Raw genomic sequence first — 15,652 nt, forward strand, 5'->3', positions numbered from 1 at the left:
CTCTTTATCATTTGGGGGCTGGCAGTCGCAATTCCTAATCTGCAACGCCAAGTCTTAAATTTTGCGAAGAATGTGCCGACATATCTGGAAGATGCTGATAAGGTGATCAATGACCTTGTAACCAAACGCTTGCCAGATGATTTTAGACCACAGTTGGAGCAGGTTCTTTCCAATGTTTCTAGTGAGGCGACCATGTGGGCCAGCAAAATCTCTTCTCAAGCTGTTAACTGGGTTAGCGCCTTTATCAGTAGCGTTTCCCAGGTCATTGTAGCGGTTATTATCGTACCCTTCATGCTCTTTTATCTTTTGAGAGATGGGAAAGGCTTGCGGGATTACCTAACTAAATTCATCCCAAACAAGTTAAAAGAACCTGTCGGACAAGTTTTGTCAGATGTTAATAAACAGTTGTCAAACTATGTTAGAGGACAGGTTACAGTTGCTATTATCGTGGCAATTATGTTTATTATCTTCTTTAAGATTATTGGTCTCAGATATGCTGTGACTCTTGGTATCACGGCTGGTATCCTCAATCTAGTACCTTACCTGGGTAGTTTTCTAGCGATGTTGCCTGCTCTGGTTTTGGGCTTGATTGCAGGACCTGTGATGCTTTTGAAAGTGATTATTGTCTTTATTGTTGAACAAACGATTGAAGGTCGCTTCGTTTCTCCGCTTATTTTAGGTAGTCAGCTAAACATCCATCCCATCAATGTCCTCTTTGTTCTCCTAACTTCAGGTTCCATGTTTGGTATTTGGGGAGTCTTGCTGGGAATTCCTGTCTATGCTTCTGCCAAGGTCGTTATCTCATCTATCTTTAACTGGTATAAAAAAGTCAGCGGTCTGTATGAAGAAGAAGGGGAGGAAATCAAGAGTGAACAATAGTCAACGCATGCTCCAGGCTTTGGATGAACAGGATTTAACCAAAGCGGATCAGTATTTTCACAAAGCCCTCGAAACAGATTCAAGTGAAGTTCTTTACGAACTAGCCAGATATCTAGAGGGAATTGGCTTTTATCCTCAAGCAAAAGAAATTTACCAATATATCGTTACAGAATTTCCAGAAGTGAATCTTAATTTAGCAAGCATTGCTAGTGAGGATGGCAATGTTGAGGAAGCCTTTGCTTACCTTGAGGAAATCACACCCGAAAGTGACTGGTACGTATCGGCCTTGGCCTTGAAGGCAGACCTCTATCAGTTGGAAGGATTGACAGATGTAGCGCGTGAAAAGTTACTGGAAGCCCTAAACTACTCAGACGATGCCTTATTAGTTTTTGGTTTGGCTGAGTTGGATAGCGAGTTAGGAAATTATCAGGAAGCTATTCAGGGCTATGCTCAATTAGACAATCGCTCCATCTATGAGCAAACGGGTGTCTCAACCTATCAGCGAATTGGCTACGCTTATGCCCAGTTAGGTAAGTTTGAAGCTGCAACTGAATTCTTAGAAAAAGCTTTAGAATTAGAATACGATGACCAAACTGCCTTTGAACTGGCTAGTCTTTACTTTGACCAAGAAGAGTATCAAAAATCTGTTCTTTACTTTAAGCAGATTGATACTATTTCACCTGATTTTGAAGGATATGAATATGGTTATAGTCAAGCATTGCACAAGGAACATCAGGTGGAAGAGGCCCTTCGTATCGTTAAACAAGGTTTGGAGAAAAATCCATTTGAAACTCGGCTCTTGCTAGCTGCTTCACAGTTTTCGTATGAATTGCATGATCCTAGTGGTGCTGAGCAGTTTCTTCTTACTGCCAAAGATGATGCAGAGGATACAGAAGAAATTTTCCTTCGCCTTGCAACCATTTATATGGAACAAGAGCGGTACGAAGATATCATCGCTCTGCAAAGTCAAGAACCTGAAAATCTCTTGACCAAGTGGATGATTGCCCGTTCTTATCAGGAAATCGAGGATTTAGATAAGGCCTATGAGCTCTATCAGGAACTATCGCCTGATCTCAAGGATAATCCTGAGTTTCTGGAGCAGTATACTTATCTTTTACGTGAATTGGGGTATTTTGAAGAAGCCAAAGTACAAGCTGAAGCTTATTTAAAACTCGTTCCAGATGATGTTCAAATGCAAGAACTCTTAGAAACACTTTAAAAGTTATCTCTCTAAAAGAACGTATCCGTCAATTTGGCAGATACGTTTTTTTGAAAAATAGAATTTTTTTACAAAAACCCTTGCTAAATTGTTTATTTATGCTATAATAGGAACAATAATTTTTAGGAGGTGCAGTATGTCTTATATGTTTGAGATATTACCAAGTTTATTGAACGGTGCAAGTATGACACTTCAAGTCTTTGCTCTGGTCTTGATCTTTTCAATTCCTTTAGGTATTGTCGTTGCCTTTGCTTTACAAGTCCGCTGGAAACCCCTCCATTATCTGATTGACCTTTATATTTGGGTGATGCGAGGGACTCCCTTGCTCTTGCAATTAATCTTTATTTACTATGTTCTCCCTAGTATTGGGATTCGTTTAGATCGTTTGCCTGCTGCTGTGATCGCTTTTGTATTGAACTATGCAGCCTACTTTGCAGAAATCTTTCGTGGAGGGATTGAAACCATACCCAAAGGGCAGTATGAAGCCGCAAAAGTGTTAAAATTTAGCCCTTTTTCTACAGTTCGCTATATCATTCTTCCTCAAGTTACAAAGATTGTCTTACCGAGCGTCTTTAATGAAATCATGAGTTTGGTCAAGGATACTTCATTGGTTTATGCCCTTGGGATTTCAGATTTGATTTTGGCAAGTCGGACAGCAGCCAATCGAGATGCTAGTCTTGTTCCTATGTTTTTAGCTGGAGCGATTTATTTGATTATGATTGGTCTTGTAACCATTGTAGCGAAAAAACTTGAGAAGAAGTACAGTTATTACAGATAGGAGGATTGCTATGTTAGAATTACGAAACATTAACAAGGCCTTTGCTGGCAAACAAATCTTAACCAATTTCAGCCTATCAATTCCTGAAAAGCAAATCCTTGCAATCGTAGGTCCATCAGGAGGCGGAAAGACAACCCTATTACGTATGCTAGCTGGACTGGAAACCATCGATTCGGGGGAAATCTACTATAACGGCGAATCGCTAGCTATAGACGAACTAGAAAAGCGCAATCTTCTGGGATTTGTTTTCCAAGATTTTCAACTCTTTCCGCATTTGTCAGTTCTAGATAACTTAACTCTGTCGCCTATAAAAACAATGAGCATGGCGAAGGAAGTTGCTGAGAAGAAGGCGCGTGGTTTATTAGAACAACTTGGGTTAGCTGGGCATGCAGATGCCTTTCCATTCTCACTTTCAGGTGGGCAAAAACAACGGGTGGCTTTAGCACGCGCTATGATGATAAACCCAGAAATTATTGGATATGATGAGCCTACATCAGCTTTAGATCCAGAATTGCGATTAGAAGTAGAAAAACTTATCCTTCAAAATAAAGAGCGTGGGATGACTCAGATTGTTGTGACCCACGATCTTCAGTTTGCAGAAAACATTGCTGATCAGATCCTTAAGGTTGATCCAAAGTAGGACTAGGAGGTGCCTATGAAGAGAAAGAAAATTGCCCTTGTACTTGCTCTGTTCTTTAGCTTCTTCCTGACGGCTTGTACTCAGAAGGCAAGTGATCCAAATCAGGATAATTGGGCCAAATATCAAAAACAGGGAAGCATTACCATTGGATTTGACAATACCTTTGTTCCCATGGGATTTGAGGAAAAGAATGGCCAGTATGCAGGTTTTGATATTGACCTAGCCCAAGCTGTCTCTGAAAAGCTAGGAATTCAGATTAAATTTCAACCCATCGACTGGGATATGAAAGAAACCGAACTACAAAATGGTACTATTGATGCTATCTGGAATGGCTATACAGCTACAGATGAACGGAAAGAGAAGGTTGCCTTTACCATTCCGTACATGGAAAATCAACAAGTTTTGGTCTCTAAAAAGTCTCAAAATATTCACTCAATTCAGGATATGACAGACAAAGTTTTAGGGGCCCAGGCTGGATCTTCTGGCTATTGTAATTTGAAGGACAACCCGAACTACTCAAGAATCGAGTAAAAGATCAGAAGGCCAATCAATACCAAAGTTTTAATGAAGCCTTAATTGATTTGAAAAATGACCGGATTGATGCCTTGTTGATTGACCGGGTATATGCCAATTATTATCTCCAGTCTGAAGGAATATTAAATGACTACAGTGTCTTTTCAGCTGGATTTGAAAGTGAAGCTTTTGCAGTGGGTGTTAGACCTGCTGATAAAACTTTGCTAGCTGCTTTGAATCAAGCCTTTATCTCACTATACCAAGAAGGAAAATTTCAGGAAATCAGCCAGAAATGGTTTGGGGAAGATGTAGCCACCAGTCAAGTTAAAAATCAAGAATAAGAAAAGAGATTGAGTTTTTTATCAGTCTCTTTTTGTATCGAAAAATCCTCTGGCAAGTACCAGAGGATAAGGGTTTATACTCAATGAAAATCAAAGAGCAAACTACGAAGCTAGCCGCAGGCTACTCAAAACACTGTTTTGAGGTTGTAGATAAGACTGACAAAGTCAGGAACATATATCTACGGCAAGGAAATGCTGACGTGGTTTGAAGAGATTTTCGAAGAGTATTATTTCATTGTTGGGAAAAGCAATACATCACGGATAGTAGTTGTATCAGTGAGGAGCATGCAGAGACGGTCGATACCGATTCCCAAACCACCTGTTGGTGGCATACCGTATTCAAGAGCTTCAATGTAGTCGTAATCGATACCTGTTGCTTCATCGTCACCAAGTTCTTTAGCTTTGGCTTGGGCTTCAAAGCGACTAAGTTGGTCGATTGGGTCGTTTAACTCAGTAAAGGCATTACCGTATTCCTTAGTCATGATAAAGAGCTCGAAACGGTCAGTAAAGCGTTCGTCTTCAGGATTTTTCTTAGCGAGTGGAGACACAGCTACTGGATGTCCGTAGACAAAAGTTGGTTGGATTAAGGTTTCTTCAACAAATTCTTCAAAGAAGGCATTGATGATGTGACCAACTTCAGTGTAGTGTTTCTCAACTGGAACTTTCTTCTCAGCAGCGATAGCTTTAGCTTCCTCGAAAGTCATGTCTTGCCAGAAATCTACACCAGTAATTTCTTTGATAGCATCCACCATGTGAACACGTTTAAATGGTTCGTTGATCTTAATTTCAGTGCCCTGGTAGTTAACTGGACCATCACCCTTAACTGCCTTAGCAGCGTGTTGGATAATACCTTCAGTTAAGTCCATGATATCTTGGAAGTCTGCATAAGCTTGGTAAACTTCGATAGAAGTGAATTCAGGGTTATGAGTAGCATCCATTCCTTCGTTACGGAAGATACGGCCAATTTCATAAACACGTTCCATACCCCCAACGATAAGGCGTTTCAAGTGAAGCTCAGTCGCGATGCGAAGCACCATGTCAATGTTTTGGGCATTGTGGTGAGTGATAAATGGACGGGCAGCAGCACCACCGGCTTCATTATGAAGAACAGGTGTTTCCACTTCAAGGAAACCTTTTTGGTCTAGATAACGACGGATTTCAGAGATGATTTTTGAACGAGTGACAAAGCGTTCAAAGCTTTCACGGTTAGAAATCAAGTCAAGGTAACGTTTACGATAAATTGTTTCAACGTCAGTCAAACCGTGGAATTTCTCAGGAAGCGGGCGAAGTGCTTTAGACAAGTGTGTGATGTGAGTTGCCTTGATAGAAAGTTCTCCCATATCTGTACGCATGACTTCACCTTCGACACCAAGGAAGTCACCAAGGTCAGCCTTTTTGAAGATTTCGTAGTTTTCTTCACCAACTTCATCTTTACGAACGTAGATCTGGATTTGACCTTCGCGGTCTTGAAGATGGGCAAAGCCGACTTTCCCTTTACCACGTTTAGTTACTAAGCGTCCAGCGATAGTAGCAGTTTCGTTTAATTCATGTAATTGTTCTTTATCAAGTTCTGCAAATTTGTCTTTAAGCTCTTGAGAGTTAGCAGTACGTTCAAAACGTTTTCCGAAGGGATCGATTCCTTGTTCACGGAGCGCAGCCATTTTTTCACGGCGAACGATCTGCTGGTCATTTAGTTCTTCCATATGTTCTGTAGACATGGGTTCCTCCTAATTTTACTCAAAATTTGATACGATGAGTCATTTTTTGCGATACTCCCATTTTATCATAAATAGCAGAGAAATTCACGGATATTCTTTGAAAACTAAAAAGAACTTGACTATTAAGATCAAGTTCCATTATTTTTCTTGATAGGAAGTGTCATTCCATCTTTCCAGAGTGAAGGTTTCAAAATCATCGGTCTCTAAAACTGTCAGACTAGCATTGGCCAAGCCTCCATCTTTGCGGAGGTGAGCTTCTTTATAGCCTAAAAGTGTACGAAGGCTAGCAGTGAGATTTGCCCCATGCCCGACAATCAGAATTCTTTCAGCCGGACTTTCTTTCAGAGATTTGATAAACTGAATGGTTCGCTGAGTCGTAGAGTAGAGAGATTCGGCTTCAAACATCCTCGTATCAAACTGAGCCAGATTAGAGCGAAAGGCCTTGATTTGTTGTGGGTAGATGGCATTGAGCGTAGCGATTTTTAATCCCTCTAGTTTGCCAAGTTGCCATTCACGTAGGTCAGGAATGCTCTTTAAAGGACAAGGGGACTGGAGTTGACTTTGGATAATTTCAGCAGACTTAACTGCTCTGGGTAAATCACTAGAATAAATCGTATCAAAATGAATTTCCTTGAGATGTTGACCCAGTTGTTTTAGGATGTCAATGGACTCTGGAAGAAGGGGAGAGTCACCGCTAGCACCTTGAAAACGTCCTTCAAGATTCCAGAGGGTGCGACCATGGCGGACAAAATAGAGTTTCATCAGTTGTCTTCCTCCAAGATGTCAGCAAAGTCCGCTTTTACAAAGCTGGCTAAGTCTTGAGGTCGGATGATGATACTATGCCCGACTTCTCCAGCAGAGACAATCATTTTGTCTAAATCCAAAGCAGTCTGATCAATAAAAATAGGATAATTGTGTTTTTGGCGAATGCCGACGGGGTTATTAGCCCCATGAATATAGCCTGTCGTTTTTTCTAGGTCTTTTTGTGGAATCATGCTGACTTTTTTATTACCAGAAACCTTTGCTAGTTTTTTCTCAGCGAGGTGTTCTGTTATGGGAACGATTCCGATGATTGGCCCCGTCTTATCACCCAGCAGAGCCAAGGTTTTAAAGATGTGAGTTCGATCATATTCCGAAGGAAGTTCTCCCTCAAGCGCGTTGATTTGAATACCAGTATGGTCAATACCCGCCTTGGTCAAGATTTGTTCAACCAAGGTTTTTTTAATCTTAACTTTCTTTGCCATTATTTATATTTATCCTCCAATTGACTCATCCAGATACCAAGCCAAATGCCAAGTGCAAAGAAGAAGGCGATGAGAACATAACTCACGATAGATAGTCCAGTGTATTGGATACTTTCAGCATTTCCAGCATTTGGAATCAAAATCAAGAGGGTGCTTGATAGCACAATTCCAATAATAAAGTGATAAACACGGGAGTGGTAGTTGTTTAAGGCATGGTCCATTAATTTTGAAAAGATAATAAGAGTTGCTCCTGCACCAATTCCGATAGGAAGGAAAGTACCGAATAAATCAAAGGTCTTAAAACCAGTTAGCATTGGAGCGTACAATCCTAAAATCAAGAGTAGATTTGACGGACTTAAACCAGGCACCAAGACACCAAGTGCTAAAAGAGCACCCGCTAAGATGAAACTAGCGAAACTAGCACTGAGAGAACCTACAACAAAATTTAGCGCGTAGAGCCCTAGTCCTGAAAGGATAAAGGTAGTCCAGAACCAGACTAGGTCAATCTTATCACGATCAGATTCTCGAGTAGATTCTTTAAGGAGACTAGGAACCGTACCGATGATAGCTCCAGCAAAACTCCATAAAACATAGACTTGGTAATTTTCTAGCAGATACTCGATTGGATAAGAAAACAAACCAATGCCTAGCAACATCCCGATTGCTACTGGGATAAAGTATAGGACATTCTCTTTAAAATCCTTAAAGGGGTGAGCCAGAAAGCGAATCATTCGCTCATAAATCCCCAAAATAGCTGCTAAAACACCGCCAGAAATTCCTGGTAGGATAAATCCTAAGGCGATGACGATTCCCTTAATAACTCTTGCAATCCATGAAAACATCATAAAATCCTCAATTTCATAAAATTCTTTCTCTATTCTATCAATTATAACACAGACGAGAAGAAAATGAAAAAACAAGTGAAAAAGAGAGCAATTTTCACTTGTTTTATGGTCTTAAAAATAGTTTTCTGAAGGTTTCTTCTTTTTCCTTCAAGGTAGAAATGAGATTAATATCTAAATGATGCTCAAATCCAGCTATTCTTCCTTTTGAAGTATACTGATGGAGGTCATAGTCTAAACTGGTATTGGGTGTTGTTTCAAAGTAACCAGAGTCTGTCCCGTAGGAAGGAATCCAAATAGCAGTAAACTTATCTGTATTGATACTGTGTTCTTGCATGAAGTAAACTCCAATATAGATGCCGATGTTTTTAGCACCTAAAGATTCCAGTTTAGCACGAAAGGCTTCAACCCCTTCATTCATATCAGACATTGTTTTTTCTTCCACGTCCAACCAATAGTAACTAGGGTTGTAAGGAGAAGCAGCATTATAGAAAACTTCAGCGGCTTTTTCCATTTCCTCCTTGCTGGGGCTAGCTAGATAGGCATAGACTCCAACTGGGACATTACGCTTTTGAAATTCTGTAATATGACTTTTATAGGCTTTATCAATACCATTGGCATAAGCGGCATCATTTTTTTCAGTATGTTGAGCCCCATTGTGGACGCGAACAATAACACCTGAAATATTTTGAGACAAGGTATCGTAGTTGATTTCCTCAGGTCTTTGCCAACCAGAGACATCAATAATAGGTTTGTCAAGATTATGCAAGGCCTGATTTTCAACCTGGACTGCATTGGGTTTTGACTTGATAGGATGGTCTTCATAAGTTGGTCTATTGAGGATCAAAATAGCTATAAATATAGTAAATAAAATAAAAATAATAGCTGGATGAATCTTTTTTCTCATATTTAAATAGTTTAACGTAAATAGGTAAAAAAATCAAAGAAAACATCGGAAAAAGTGAATATATGGGCGTCTTTTCCCTATTTCTTTGTTTGTTTACTCCTAAGAAACTAAATTATGGTATAATATAAGGGAATTTCTAGAGAAAAGAGAAGATTATGTCAAATTATGCCATTATTCTAGCAGCGGGTAAAGGTACTCGCATGAAATCAGATCTTCCAAAGGTACTTCACAAAGTAGCTGGAATTTCGATGTTGGAACATGTTTTTCGTAGTGTTGGTGCTATTCAACCTGAAAAAACAGTTACTGTAGTTGGTCACAAGGCAGAGCTAGTTGAGCAAGTATTAGCCGGTCAGACAGACTTTGTTACCCAATCAGAACAACTAGGAACTGGGCATGCTGTCATGATGGCAGAGCCTATTCTCCAAAATCGTACAGGCCACACCTTGGTTATCGCTGGAGACACTCCTCTGATTACAGGTGAAAGCTTGAAAAACCTCTTAGATTTCCATATCAATCACAAAAATGTGGCGACTATTTTAACAGCTGAAGCGGCAAATCCTTTTGGATACGGTCGAATTGTCCGTAACGATAATGCAGAAGTTCTTCGTATTGTTGAGCAAAAAGATGCCTCAGACTTTGAAAAACAAATCAAGGAAATCAATACAGGAACTTACGTTTTTGATAACCAACGTCTTTTTGAAGCCCTTAAAAATATCAACACCAACAACGCTCAAGGAGAGTACTATATTACCGATGTGATTGGTATTTTCCGTGAGGCTGGTGAGAAGGTTGGTGCCTATACTCTGAAAGACTTTGATGAAAGTCTTGGGGTAAATGACCGTGTAGCTCTTGCGACTGCAGAAGCAGTGATGCGACGCCGTATCAATCAAAAGCACATGGTTAACGGCGTCAGCTTTGTCAATCCAGAAGCAACCTACATCGACATTGATGTTGAGATTGCTCCTGAGGTCCAAATCGAAGCTAATGTTACCTTAAAAGGTCAAACGAAGATTGGGGCAGAGACTGTTTTAACAAATGGAACTTATATTGTGGATAGTAATATTGGAGCTGGGGCTGTGATTACGAATTCCATGATAGAGGAAAGTACAGTTTCAGATGGCGTGACTGTAGGTCCTTATGCCCATATCCGACCAGGTTCAAGCCTAGCTTCTCAGGTTCATATTGGAAACTTCGTAGAAGTCAAAGGTTCTTCAATCGGTGAAAATACCAAGGCAGGTCATTTAACCTATATCGGAAACAGTGAAGTAGGCAGCCATGTTAACTTTGGTGCTGGTACGATTACAGTAAACTATGACGGTAAAAACAAATATAAGACCGTGATTGGCAACAATGTCTTTGTTGGTTCAAATTCAACCATCATCGCTCCTGTAGAACTTGGAGATAATTCTCTGGTTGGAGCTGGTTCAACCATTACCAAGAATGTACCTGCGGATGCTATCGCAGTTGGACGTGGACGACAAGTTAACAAGGATGAGTACGCAAGGCGCTTGCCTCATCATCCTAAGAACCAGTAGGAGTCGATTATGGAATTTGAAGAAAAAACGCTTAGTCGAAAAGAAATCTATCAAGGCCCTATCTTTAAACTGGTGCAAGATCAGGTAGAACTGCCAGAAGGCAAAGGTACTGCCCAACGTGATTTAATTTTTCACAATGGAGCCGTTTGTGTTCTAGCTGTGACAGCTGAGGATAAAATTGTACTCGTTAAGCAATATAGAAAGGCCATTGAGGCTGTTTCTTATGAGATTCCCGCAGGAAAACTGGAAACTGGTGAAAATGCAGATCCAATGGCAGCTGCACTTCGTGAATTGGAAGAAGAAGTTGCCTACACGGCTAAGTTAGAACTGTTGTATGATTTCTATTCTGCGATTGGTTTTTGTAATGAAAAATTGAAACTCTACCTAGCAAGTGATTTGACTAAGGTAGATAATCCTCGTCCGCAAGACGATGATGAAACCTTGGAGGTTCTAGAAGTGAGTCTAGAGGAGGCCAAGAACCTGATCCAGTCAGGTCATATCTGTGATGCTAAGACTATCATGGCAATCCAGTACTGGGAACTACAAAAGAAATAGAGGAGCAACCCATGGGAAAACCTTTATTAACAGATGAAATGATTGAACGTGCCAATCGTGGTGAGAAAATCTCAGGACCACCTCTTCAAGATGATGAGGAAACCAAAATCCTGCCTACTGCATCACAACATTTTGGTTATTCACGTTCTAGAGACCACGGTTTTAGTCAAGATACACTTACAATCGAAGTAGAACCAACGATTCATAAGAGTCGCCGCATTGAGAATACCAAGAGAAATGTTTTTAATTCGAAACTCAATCGTATCTTGTTTGCAGTCATCCTACTTTTGATTTTGTTAATTTTAGCGATGAAACTCTTGTAATTGAAAGGACTTGAAATGAAAATTGGAATCATTGCTGCCATGCCAGAAGAACTCGTATATTTGACTCAGAATTTGGATAAACCTCAAGAAGTCCAAGTCCTTGGAAATACCTACTACACTGGCTCTGTTGGCAAGACAGAAGTTGTCCTAGTTCAGAGTGGGATTGGGAAGGTCATGTCGGCTATGAGTGTAGCTATTCTAGCTGACCATTTTCAGGTAGAAGCTATCATCAATACGGGATCAGCAGGTGCTCTTGCCGAAGGGATTGCTGTTGGAGATATAGTGATTGCGGATAAGTTGGCTTATCATGATGTGGATGTGACTGCTTTTGGTTATGCTTATGGTCAAATGGCTGGTCAACCTCTTTACTTTGAATCCGATAAGAAGTTTATCGCTAGGATTAAAGAAAACTTATCTCAGTTAGAACAGACATGGCACCTAGGTTTGATTGCTACAGGAGATAGCTTTATAGCTGGGGATGATAAGATTGCTAGTATCAAATCCCACTTTCCGGATGTTTTAGCAGTTGAAATGGAGGGTGCAGCCATTGCTCAAGCGGCTCAGGCTCTTGGCCTACCTTTCCTAGTCATTCGTGCTATGAGTGACAATGCCAATCATGAAGCCTCTATCTCTTTTGATGAGTTTATTATCGAAGCTGGACGTCGTTCTGCCCAAGTATTACTAGCCTTTTTAAAGGCTTTAGACTAAGCGGAAATTTGACAGTTTATCTAGCTTATGATAAGATTTAAATAAAGAAAAGCTAGAAAACGTTTCAGAGGATATTATGAGTATTGAAATGACCGTCAGTGAGATTGCAGAGGTCTTAGGACTATCTCGTCAAGCAATCAACAATCGTGTCAAAGAACTTCCAGAAGAGGACACGAAAAAAATGACAAAGGTGTAACTGTAGTTACTCGAAGTGGCTTGATCAAGCTAGAAGAAATCTACAAAAAAACGATTTTTGAAGATGAACCAGTCAGTGATGATGTCAAACAACGTGAACTGATGGAAATCTTGGTCGATGAGAAAAACGCTGAAATTCTTCGCTTGTACGAGCAGCTCAAGGCAAAAGACCGCCAGTTATCAGAAAAAGATGAACAGATGCGTATCAAAGACCGCCAGATTGCTGAAAAGGACAAACAGTTGGACCAACAGCAACAGTTAACTCTTCAAGCCATGAAGGATCAAGAAACCTTGAAACTCGAGTTGGACCAAGCAAAAGAAGAAGTCCAAGCAACCAAAAAAGGCTTTTTTGCTCGCCTTTTTGGAGGAAAATAAAGAAGCTGTTTGGGTTACTCACTAACCTAATGGCTTCTTTTATTATTTATAGTTTAGTTTGGGTAGTAATTGAGGTAAATAATGGAAAAATTAAGAGATTATATCGCCTTTGATTTGGAATTCAATCAACACGAGGGGGTTACCCATTTAATTCAAGTATCAGCAGTCCGCTTTCAAGATGGACAAGAAAGTGCTGCTTTTGATTCTTATGTTTATACTACAGCACCATTGAAGAGTTTTATCAATGGTTTGACTGGAATCACAGCTGAAACCTTGAAAGATGCGCCAAAAGTAGAACAAGTTTTAAAGGACTTTCAAGCATTTGTTGGCGACTTACCTATTGTTGGTTACAATGCAGCTAAGAGTGATTTGCCTATTCTCTTGGAGCATGGCATTGATTATCGTGACCAGTATAAGGTCGACCTATATGATGAGGCTTTTGAACGCCGTAGTTCTGATTTACACGGCATAGCCAATCTTAAATTACAAACTGTAGCGAATTTTTTAGGCTTTCACGGGAAGTCTCATAACAGTTTAGAGGATGCCCGCATGACGGCGCGTGTTTACGAAGCTTTTTTGGAATCAGATGAAGGAAAGCTATTAATAGAAGACCAGAGTAGTTTTTCTATGAATAATCCTTTTGGTGGCTTAGATTTATCCCAATTTATAGACTAGGAGTGCTTATGAAACCTGAAAAACCTAAAAAGCTAGGTTTTAGGAAGATATACTATAACCTAGATAAGATTTTATTTCTATTTTTCTTGATATTTATGATGGTTGAGTTTGTCTGGCTACCATTAAATTCATGGATTGCTGGCATCCTTCTGAGACAAACCGGTTATTTGTTTATCTCCTACAATAACTTTTGGGCGATTATACAAGGCTCGCCTTTTATTAGTTTAGCCTTTCTCATCTTAATTGCAATCAATCTCTTGGTTGCCTATTTCCAGATTTGTCTTTTGTTTATCGGGGCTCGTCACCTTCTCTATCATGAAAAGAGAACTTTAATTGAGTATAGTAGAAAAGTATTTCAACAGAGCTTTCTATTCGTTAAGCGATTGAGCTTTTGTAAGATGGCCTTTGTCTTTTTTTACATTGCTTTGCTTTTCCCGTTCATCCGTAAGATTTTAAAAATCTACTACCTCAACAAAATTATTATCCCTGATTTTATTGTGAATTATTGGGAAGGTAAGCATTGGCTGGTAGGTCTGATGATCATAGCATCCGCTTGGATCTTTCTCTACATCTCTGTCCGATTTATGTTTGCCCTTCCTAAGATTCTCTTTGAAAGAAAGACCGTAAGAGAAAGTGTGAAATATAGTCTCCAAAAGACAAAGAAAAATGTCCTTTTCTTCTCTTGGCATCTCTTACTCATTATCATTAAAACCTATCTCTTCTTCTTTGGTTTGTTAATTCCTTTGCTTTTTGCGCAAGCAGTGATGGATAATCTAACTCAAAAAGAGTCCTTGATTCTCGGTGTGATTAATTTTGTCTTGATTAAAAATTTCCATTACATGACCCTGACTTATTTCCTAGTGAAGTTTGTTTCCTTCCTTACAGGAGAGGAGTTGGAGATCATGCCAAGGCGAAAGAAAGATCATCTGATGAGATGGGGTGTCATGGGGTGTGCAAGCATCATCTTTGCCATAGAAGGCTACGTTTATCTAGAATCTCCGGATACCAATACACCTTTAGTGATTTCGCATAGAGGAGTAAGTAATAAAAACGGTGTTCAAAATACTGTGCAGTCTTTAGAAAAAACAGCTCAACTAAAACCAGATCTCATCGAAATGGATGTGCAGGAAACGAAAGACGGTCAGTTCGTGATGATGCACGATGCTAACCTCAAAAATTTAACAGGTATTAATGCTACACCGCAAGATTTGACTCTGGATGAATTAACAAATACAGATATTTACGAGAATGGTTATCAAACAAAGATTTCAAGCTTTGATGCCTATTTAGAGCGTGCAAATGCTTTAAACCAAAAATTGCTGATTGAGATTAAGACCAGTAAAAAAGATAGTCCGCAAATGATGGACCATTTCCTCGAAAAGTATGGGGCGACTATCAAGAAATATGGACATCAGATGCAATCACTAGACTACCATGTGATTGATAAAGTGTTGACTTATGATTCTGAAATTCCAGTTTACTTTATTCTTCCCTATAACAGTATCTTCCCAAGAACCAAGGCAACGGGTTACACTATGGAGTACTCGACTTTGGATGAATACTTTGTCAATAAACTCTGGACAACTGATCAGAGACTCTATGTTTGGACAGTAAATGGTTCGGAGGCATTTGATAAAGCCGTTCGTCTTGGTGCAGATGGCATGATTACTGATGATCTTGAAATGGTCCAGTCACAAGTCACAATGGCTCAAGACGATCCGGAATATACGGAATTACTCTTAAAGAAAGCAATGGAATTCTTTGATTTCTAAGAAAAAAAAGAGAAACAGATGTTTCTCTTTTTTTGTGGATTAGAAAGGCAATTTTCCAGCGAAAGCTCCTAGTTTCTTCTTAGTCGTTTCATCAATTTGTTCAAGAGCAGCATTAATTGCTTGCGCAGTCATGTCAGAAAGTGTTTCGAGATCTTCTGGATCTACAACTGCTGGGTTGAAGTCAATGCTGACAACTTTTTTGTCTCCGGTTAGGGTTGCTTGGACAAGGTCCTGAGCTGATTTTCCAACAAATTCCATTGCAGCGAGTTCTGCTTGGCTTTGTTCCATTTGTTTTTGAAGTTTTTGTGCTTGGCGCATCATGTTTTGCATGTTCATCATGGCGGTTTACAGTTTCCTTTTTTCTATTATTTTCCTTTTTATTTTATCAATTTTAGGGGCAAAAGTCTATTATTAGTTTTAGATGGCCAACATT

At 39.7% G+C, this 15,652-nt stretch carries 16 protein-coding genes and 2 pseudogenes; 12 read left to right on the forward strand and 6 right to left on the reverse strand.

Translation table 11 applies throughout. The features are described 5' to 3' along the window. The 5 genes and pseudogenes from SORDD27_RS03040 to SORDD27_RS03060 form a co-directional block, all read left to right on the forward strand. Nucleotides 1–879 (forward strand): AI-2E family transporter (locus tag SORDD27_RS03040; protein ID WP_061427232.1); only part of this gene is annotated, 879 nt, incomplete at its 5' end. Beyond that, a complete protein-coding gene (locus SORDD27_RS03045; RefSeq protein ID WP_061427234.1) occupies nt 869–2,098 on the forward strand; it encodes a tetratricopeptide repeat protein in 1,230 nt (409 codons plus the stop codon). The genes SORDD27_RS03040 and SORDD27_RS03045, both read left to right, overlap by 11 nt. A gap of 136 nt (nt 2,099–2,234) precedes the next feature. Then, complete coding sequence (locus SORDD27_RS03050; protein WP_000121157.1) at nt 2,235–2,876, forward strand: amino acid ABC transporter permease; 642 nt, start codon at nt 2,235–2,237, stop codon at nt 2,874–2,876. A 10-nt stretch (nt 2,877–2,886) separates the two neighbouring features. Next, nucleotides 2,887–3,516: an amino acid ABC transporter ATP-binding protein gene (locus SORDD27_RS03055; RefSeq protein ID WP_061427236.1), complete on the forward strand. Its 630-nt coding sequence runs from the start codon at nt 2,887–2,889 to the stop codon at nt 3,514–3,516. A gap of 15 nt (nt 3,517–3,531) precedes the next feature. After that, nucleotides 3,532–4,370 (forward strand): annotated as a pseudogene (locus tag SORDD27_RS03060) (amino acid ABC transporter substrate-binding protein). Nucleotides 4,371–4,597: 227 nt separating this feature from the next. Here the strand turns inward: SORDD27_RS03060 and lysS are convergent. The 5 genes from lysS to SORDD27_RS03090 form a co-directional block, all read right to left on the reverse strand. Continuing rightward, nucleotides 4,598–6,088 carry a lysine--tRNA ligase gene (gene lysS, locus SORDD27_RS03070; protein WP_000102438.1) on the reverse strand — a complete coding sequence of 497 codons (1,491 nt, stop codon included), beginning with the start codon at nt 6,086–6,088 and terminating at the stop codon, nt 4,598–4,600. 138 nt (nt 6,089–6,226) lie between these two features. After that, nucleotides 6,227–6,850, reverse strand: a complete 624-nt coding sequence (locus SORDD27_RS03075; protein WP_061427238.1) for a histidine phosphatase family protein — start codon at nt 6,848–6,850, stop codon at nt 6,227–6,229. Next, nucleotides 6,850–7,332 (reverse strand): aminoacyl-tRNA deacylase, encoded by a 483-nt coding sequence (locus SORDD27_RS03080; RefSeq protein WP_061427240.1) that lies wholly within the window; start codon nt 7,330–7,332, stop codon nt 6,850–6,852. The genes SORDD27_RS03075 and SORDD27_RS03080 overlap by 1 nt, the downstream gene beginning before the upstream one ends. Further along, nucleotides 7,332–8,174, reverse strand: a complete 843-nt coding sequence (locus SORDD27_RS03085) for a DUF368 domain-containing protein (protein ID WP_061428057.1) — start codon at nt 8,172–8,174, stop codon at nt 7,332–7,334. Before SORDD27_RS03085 ends, SORDD27_RS03080 begins: the two co-directional genes overlap by 1 nt. A 106-nt stretch (nt 8,175–8,280) precedes the next feature. Further along, entirely contained in the window at nt 8,281–9,081 is an 801-nt protein-coding gene (locus tag SORDD27_RS03090) for a glycoside hydrolase family 25 protein (RefSeq protein ID WP_061427242.1), read from the reverse strand. Between the two features lie 155 nt (nt 9,082–9,236). On the opposite strand from SORDD27_RS03090, the gene glmU reads away from it, so the two are divergent. The 7 genes and pseudogenes from glmU to SORDD27_RS03125 all read left to right on the forward strand — a co-directional run bounded on the left by glmU (nt 9,237) and on the right by SORDD27_RS03125 (nt 15,219). Continuing rightward, a complete protein-coding gene (glmU, locus tag SORDD27_RS03095; RefSeq protein ID WP_061427244.1) occupies nt 9,237–10,616 on the forward strand; it encodes a bifunctional UDP-N-acetylglucosamine diphosphorylase/glucosamine-1-phosphate N-acetyltransferase GlmU in 1,380 nt (459 codons plus the stop codon). Between the two features lie 9 nt (nt 10,617–10,625). Then, a complete protein-coding gene (locus tag SORDD27_RS03100; RefSeq protein WP_061427246.1) occupies nt 10,626–11,171 on the forward strand; it encodes an NUDIX hydrolase in 546 nt (181 codons plus the stop codon). 11 nt (nt 11,172–11,182) lie between these two features. Further along, entirely contained in the window at nt 11,183–11,494 is a 312-nt protein-coding gene (gene macP, locus SORDD27_RS03105) for a cell wall synthase accessory phosphoprotein MacP (RefSeq protein WP_000517868.1), read from the forward strand. Between the two features lie 15 nt (nt 11,495–11,509). After that, nucleotides 11,510–12,202, forward strand: a complete 693-nt coding sequence (locus SORDD27_RS03110) for a 5'-methylthioadenosine/adenosylhomocysteine nucleosidase (protein ID WP_061427248.1) — start codon at nt 11,510–11,512, stop codon at nt 12,200–12,202. Nucleotides 12,203–12,278: 76 nt separating this feature from the next. After that, a pseudogene (rocS, locus tag SORDD27_RS03115) lies at nt 12,279–12,772 on the forward strand (chromosome segregation protein RocS). An 81-nt stretch (nt 12,773–12,853) separates the two neighbouring features. Further along, nucleotides 12,854–13,447: a 3'-5' exonuclease gene (locus SORDD27_RS03120; protein ID WP_061427250.1), complete on the forward strand. Its 594-nt coding sequence runs from the start codon at nt 12,854–12,856 to the stop codon at nt 13,445–13,447. A gap of 8 nt (nt 13,448–13,455) precedes the next feature. Further along, nucleotides 13,456–15,219 carry a glycerophosphoryl diester phosphodiesterase membrane domain-containing protein gene (locus SORDD27_RS03125; protein WP_061427252.1) on the forward strand — a complete coding sequence of 588 codons (1,764 nt, stop codon included), beginning with the start codon at nt 13,456–13,458 and terminating at the stop codon, nt 15,217–15,219. A 39-nt stretch (nt 15,220–15,258) separates the two neighbouring features. Here the strand turns inward: SORDD27_RS03125 and SORDD27_RS03130 are convergent, their stop codons facing one another. Then, nucleotides 15,259–15,558, reverse strand: a complete 300-nt coding sequence (locus tag SORDD27_RS03130) for a YbaB/EbfC family nucleoid-associated protein (protein ID WP_000981515.1) — start codon at nt 15,556–15,558, stop codon at nt 15,259–15,261. Between the last annotated feature and the right edge of the window lie 94 nt (nt 15,559–15,652).

The sequence above is a fragment of the Streptococcus oralis genome, from assembly GCF_001579025.1.
Taxonomy (GTDB): Bacteria; Bacillota; Bacilli; order Lactobacillales; family Streptococcaceae; genus Streptococcus; species Streptococcus oralis_X.

Coding starts and splice junctions, on each gene's coding strand:
- SORDD27_RS03055 (WP_061427236.1), top strand. CDS start 2,887: ATGTTAGAATTACGAAACATTAACAAGGCCTTTGCTGGCAAACAAATC.
- SORDD27_RS03130 (WP_000981515.1), bottom strand. CDS start 15,558: ATGATGAACATGCAAAACATGATGCGCCAAGCACAAAAACTTCAAAAA.
- SORDD27_RS03085 (WP_061428057.1), bottom strand. CDS start 8,174: ATGTTTTCATGGATTGCAAGAGTTATTAAGGGAATCGTCATCGCCTTA.
- SORDD27_RS03090 (WP_061427242.1), bottom strand. CDS start 9,081: ATGAGAAAAAAGATTCATCCAGCTATTATTTTTATTTTATTTACTATA.
- SORDD27_RS03050 (WP_000121157.1), top strand. CDS start 2,235: ATGTCTTATATGTTTGAGATATTACCAAGTTTATTGAACGGTGCAAGT.
- SORDD27_RS03080 (WP_061427240.1), bottom strand. CDS start 7,332: ATGGCAAAGAAAGTTAAGATTAAAAAAACCTTGGTTGAACAAATCTTG.
- macP (WP_000517868.1), top strand. CDS start 11,183: ATGGGAAAACCTTTATTAACAGATGAAATGATTGAACGTGCCAATCGT.
- SORDD27_RS03075 (WP_061427238.1), bottom strand. CDS start 6,850: ATGAAACTCTATTTTGTCCGCCATGGTCGCACCCTCTGGAATCTTGAA.
- SORDD27_RS03120 (WP_061427250.1), top strand. CDS start 12,854: ATGGAAAAATTAAGAGATTATATCGCCTTTGATTTGGAATTCAATCAA.
- glmU (WP_061427244.1), top strand. CDS start 9,237: ATGTCAAATTATGCCATTATTCTAGCAGCGGGTAAAGGTACTCGCATG.
- SORDD27_RS03125 (WP_061427252.1), top strand. CDS start 13,456: ATGAAACCTGAAAAACCTAAAAAGCTAGGTTTTAGGAAGATATACTAT.
- SORDD27_RS03110 (WP_061427248.1), top strand. CDS start 11,510: ATGAAAATTGGAATCATTGCTGCCATGCCAGAAGAACTCGTATATTTG.
- lysS (WP_000102438.1), bottom strand. CDS start 6,088: ATGTCTACAGAACATATGGAAGAACTAAATGACCAGCAGATCGTTCGC.
- SORDD27_RS03100 (WP_061427246.1), top strand. CDS start 10,626: ATGGAATTTGAAGAAAAAACGCTTAGTCGAAAAGAAATCTATCAAGGC.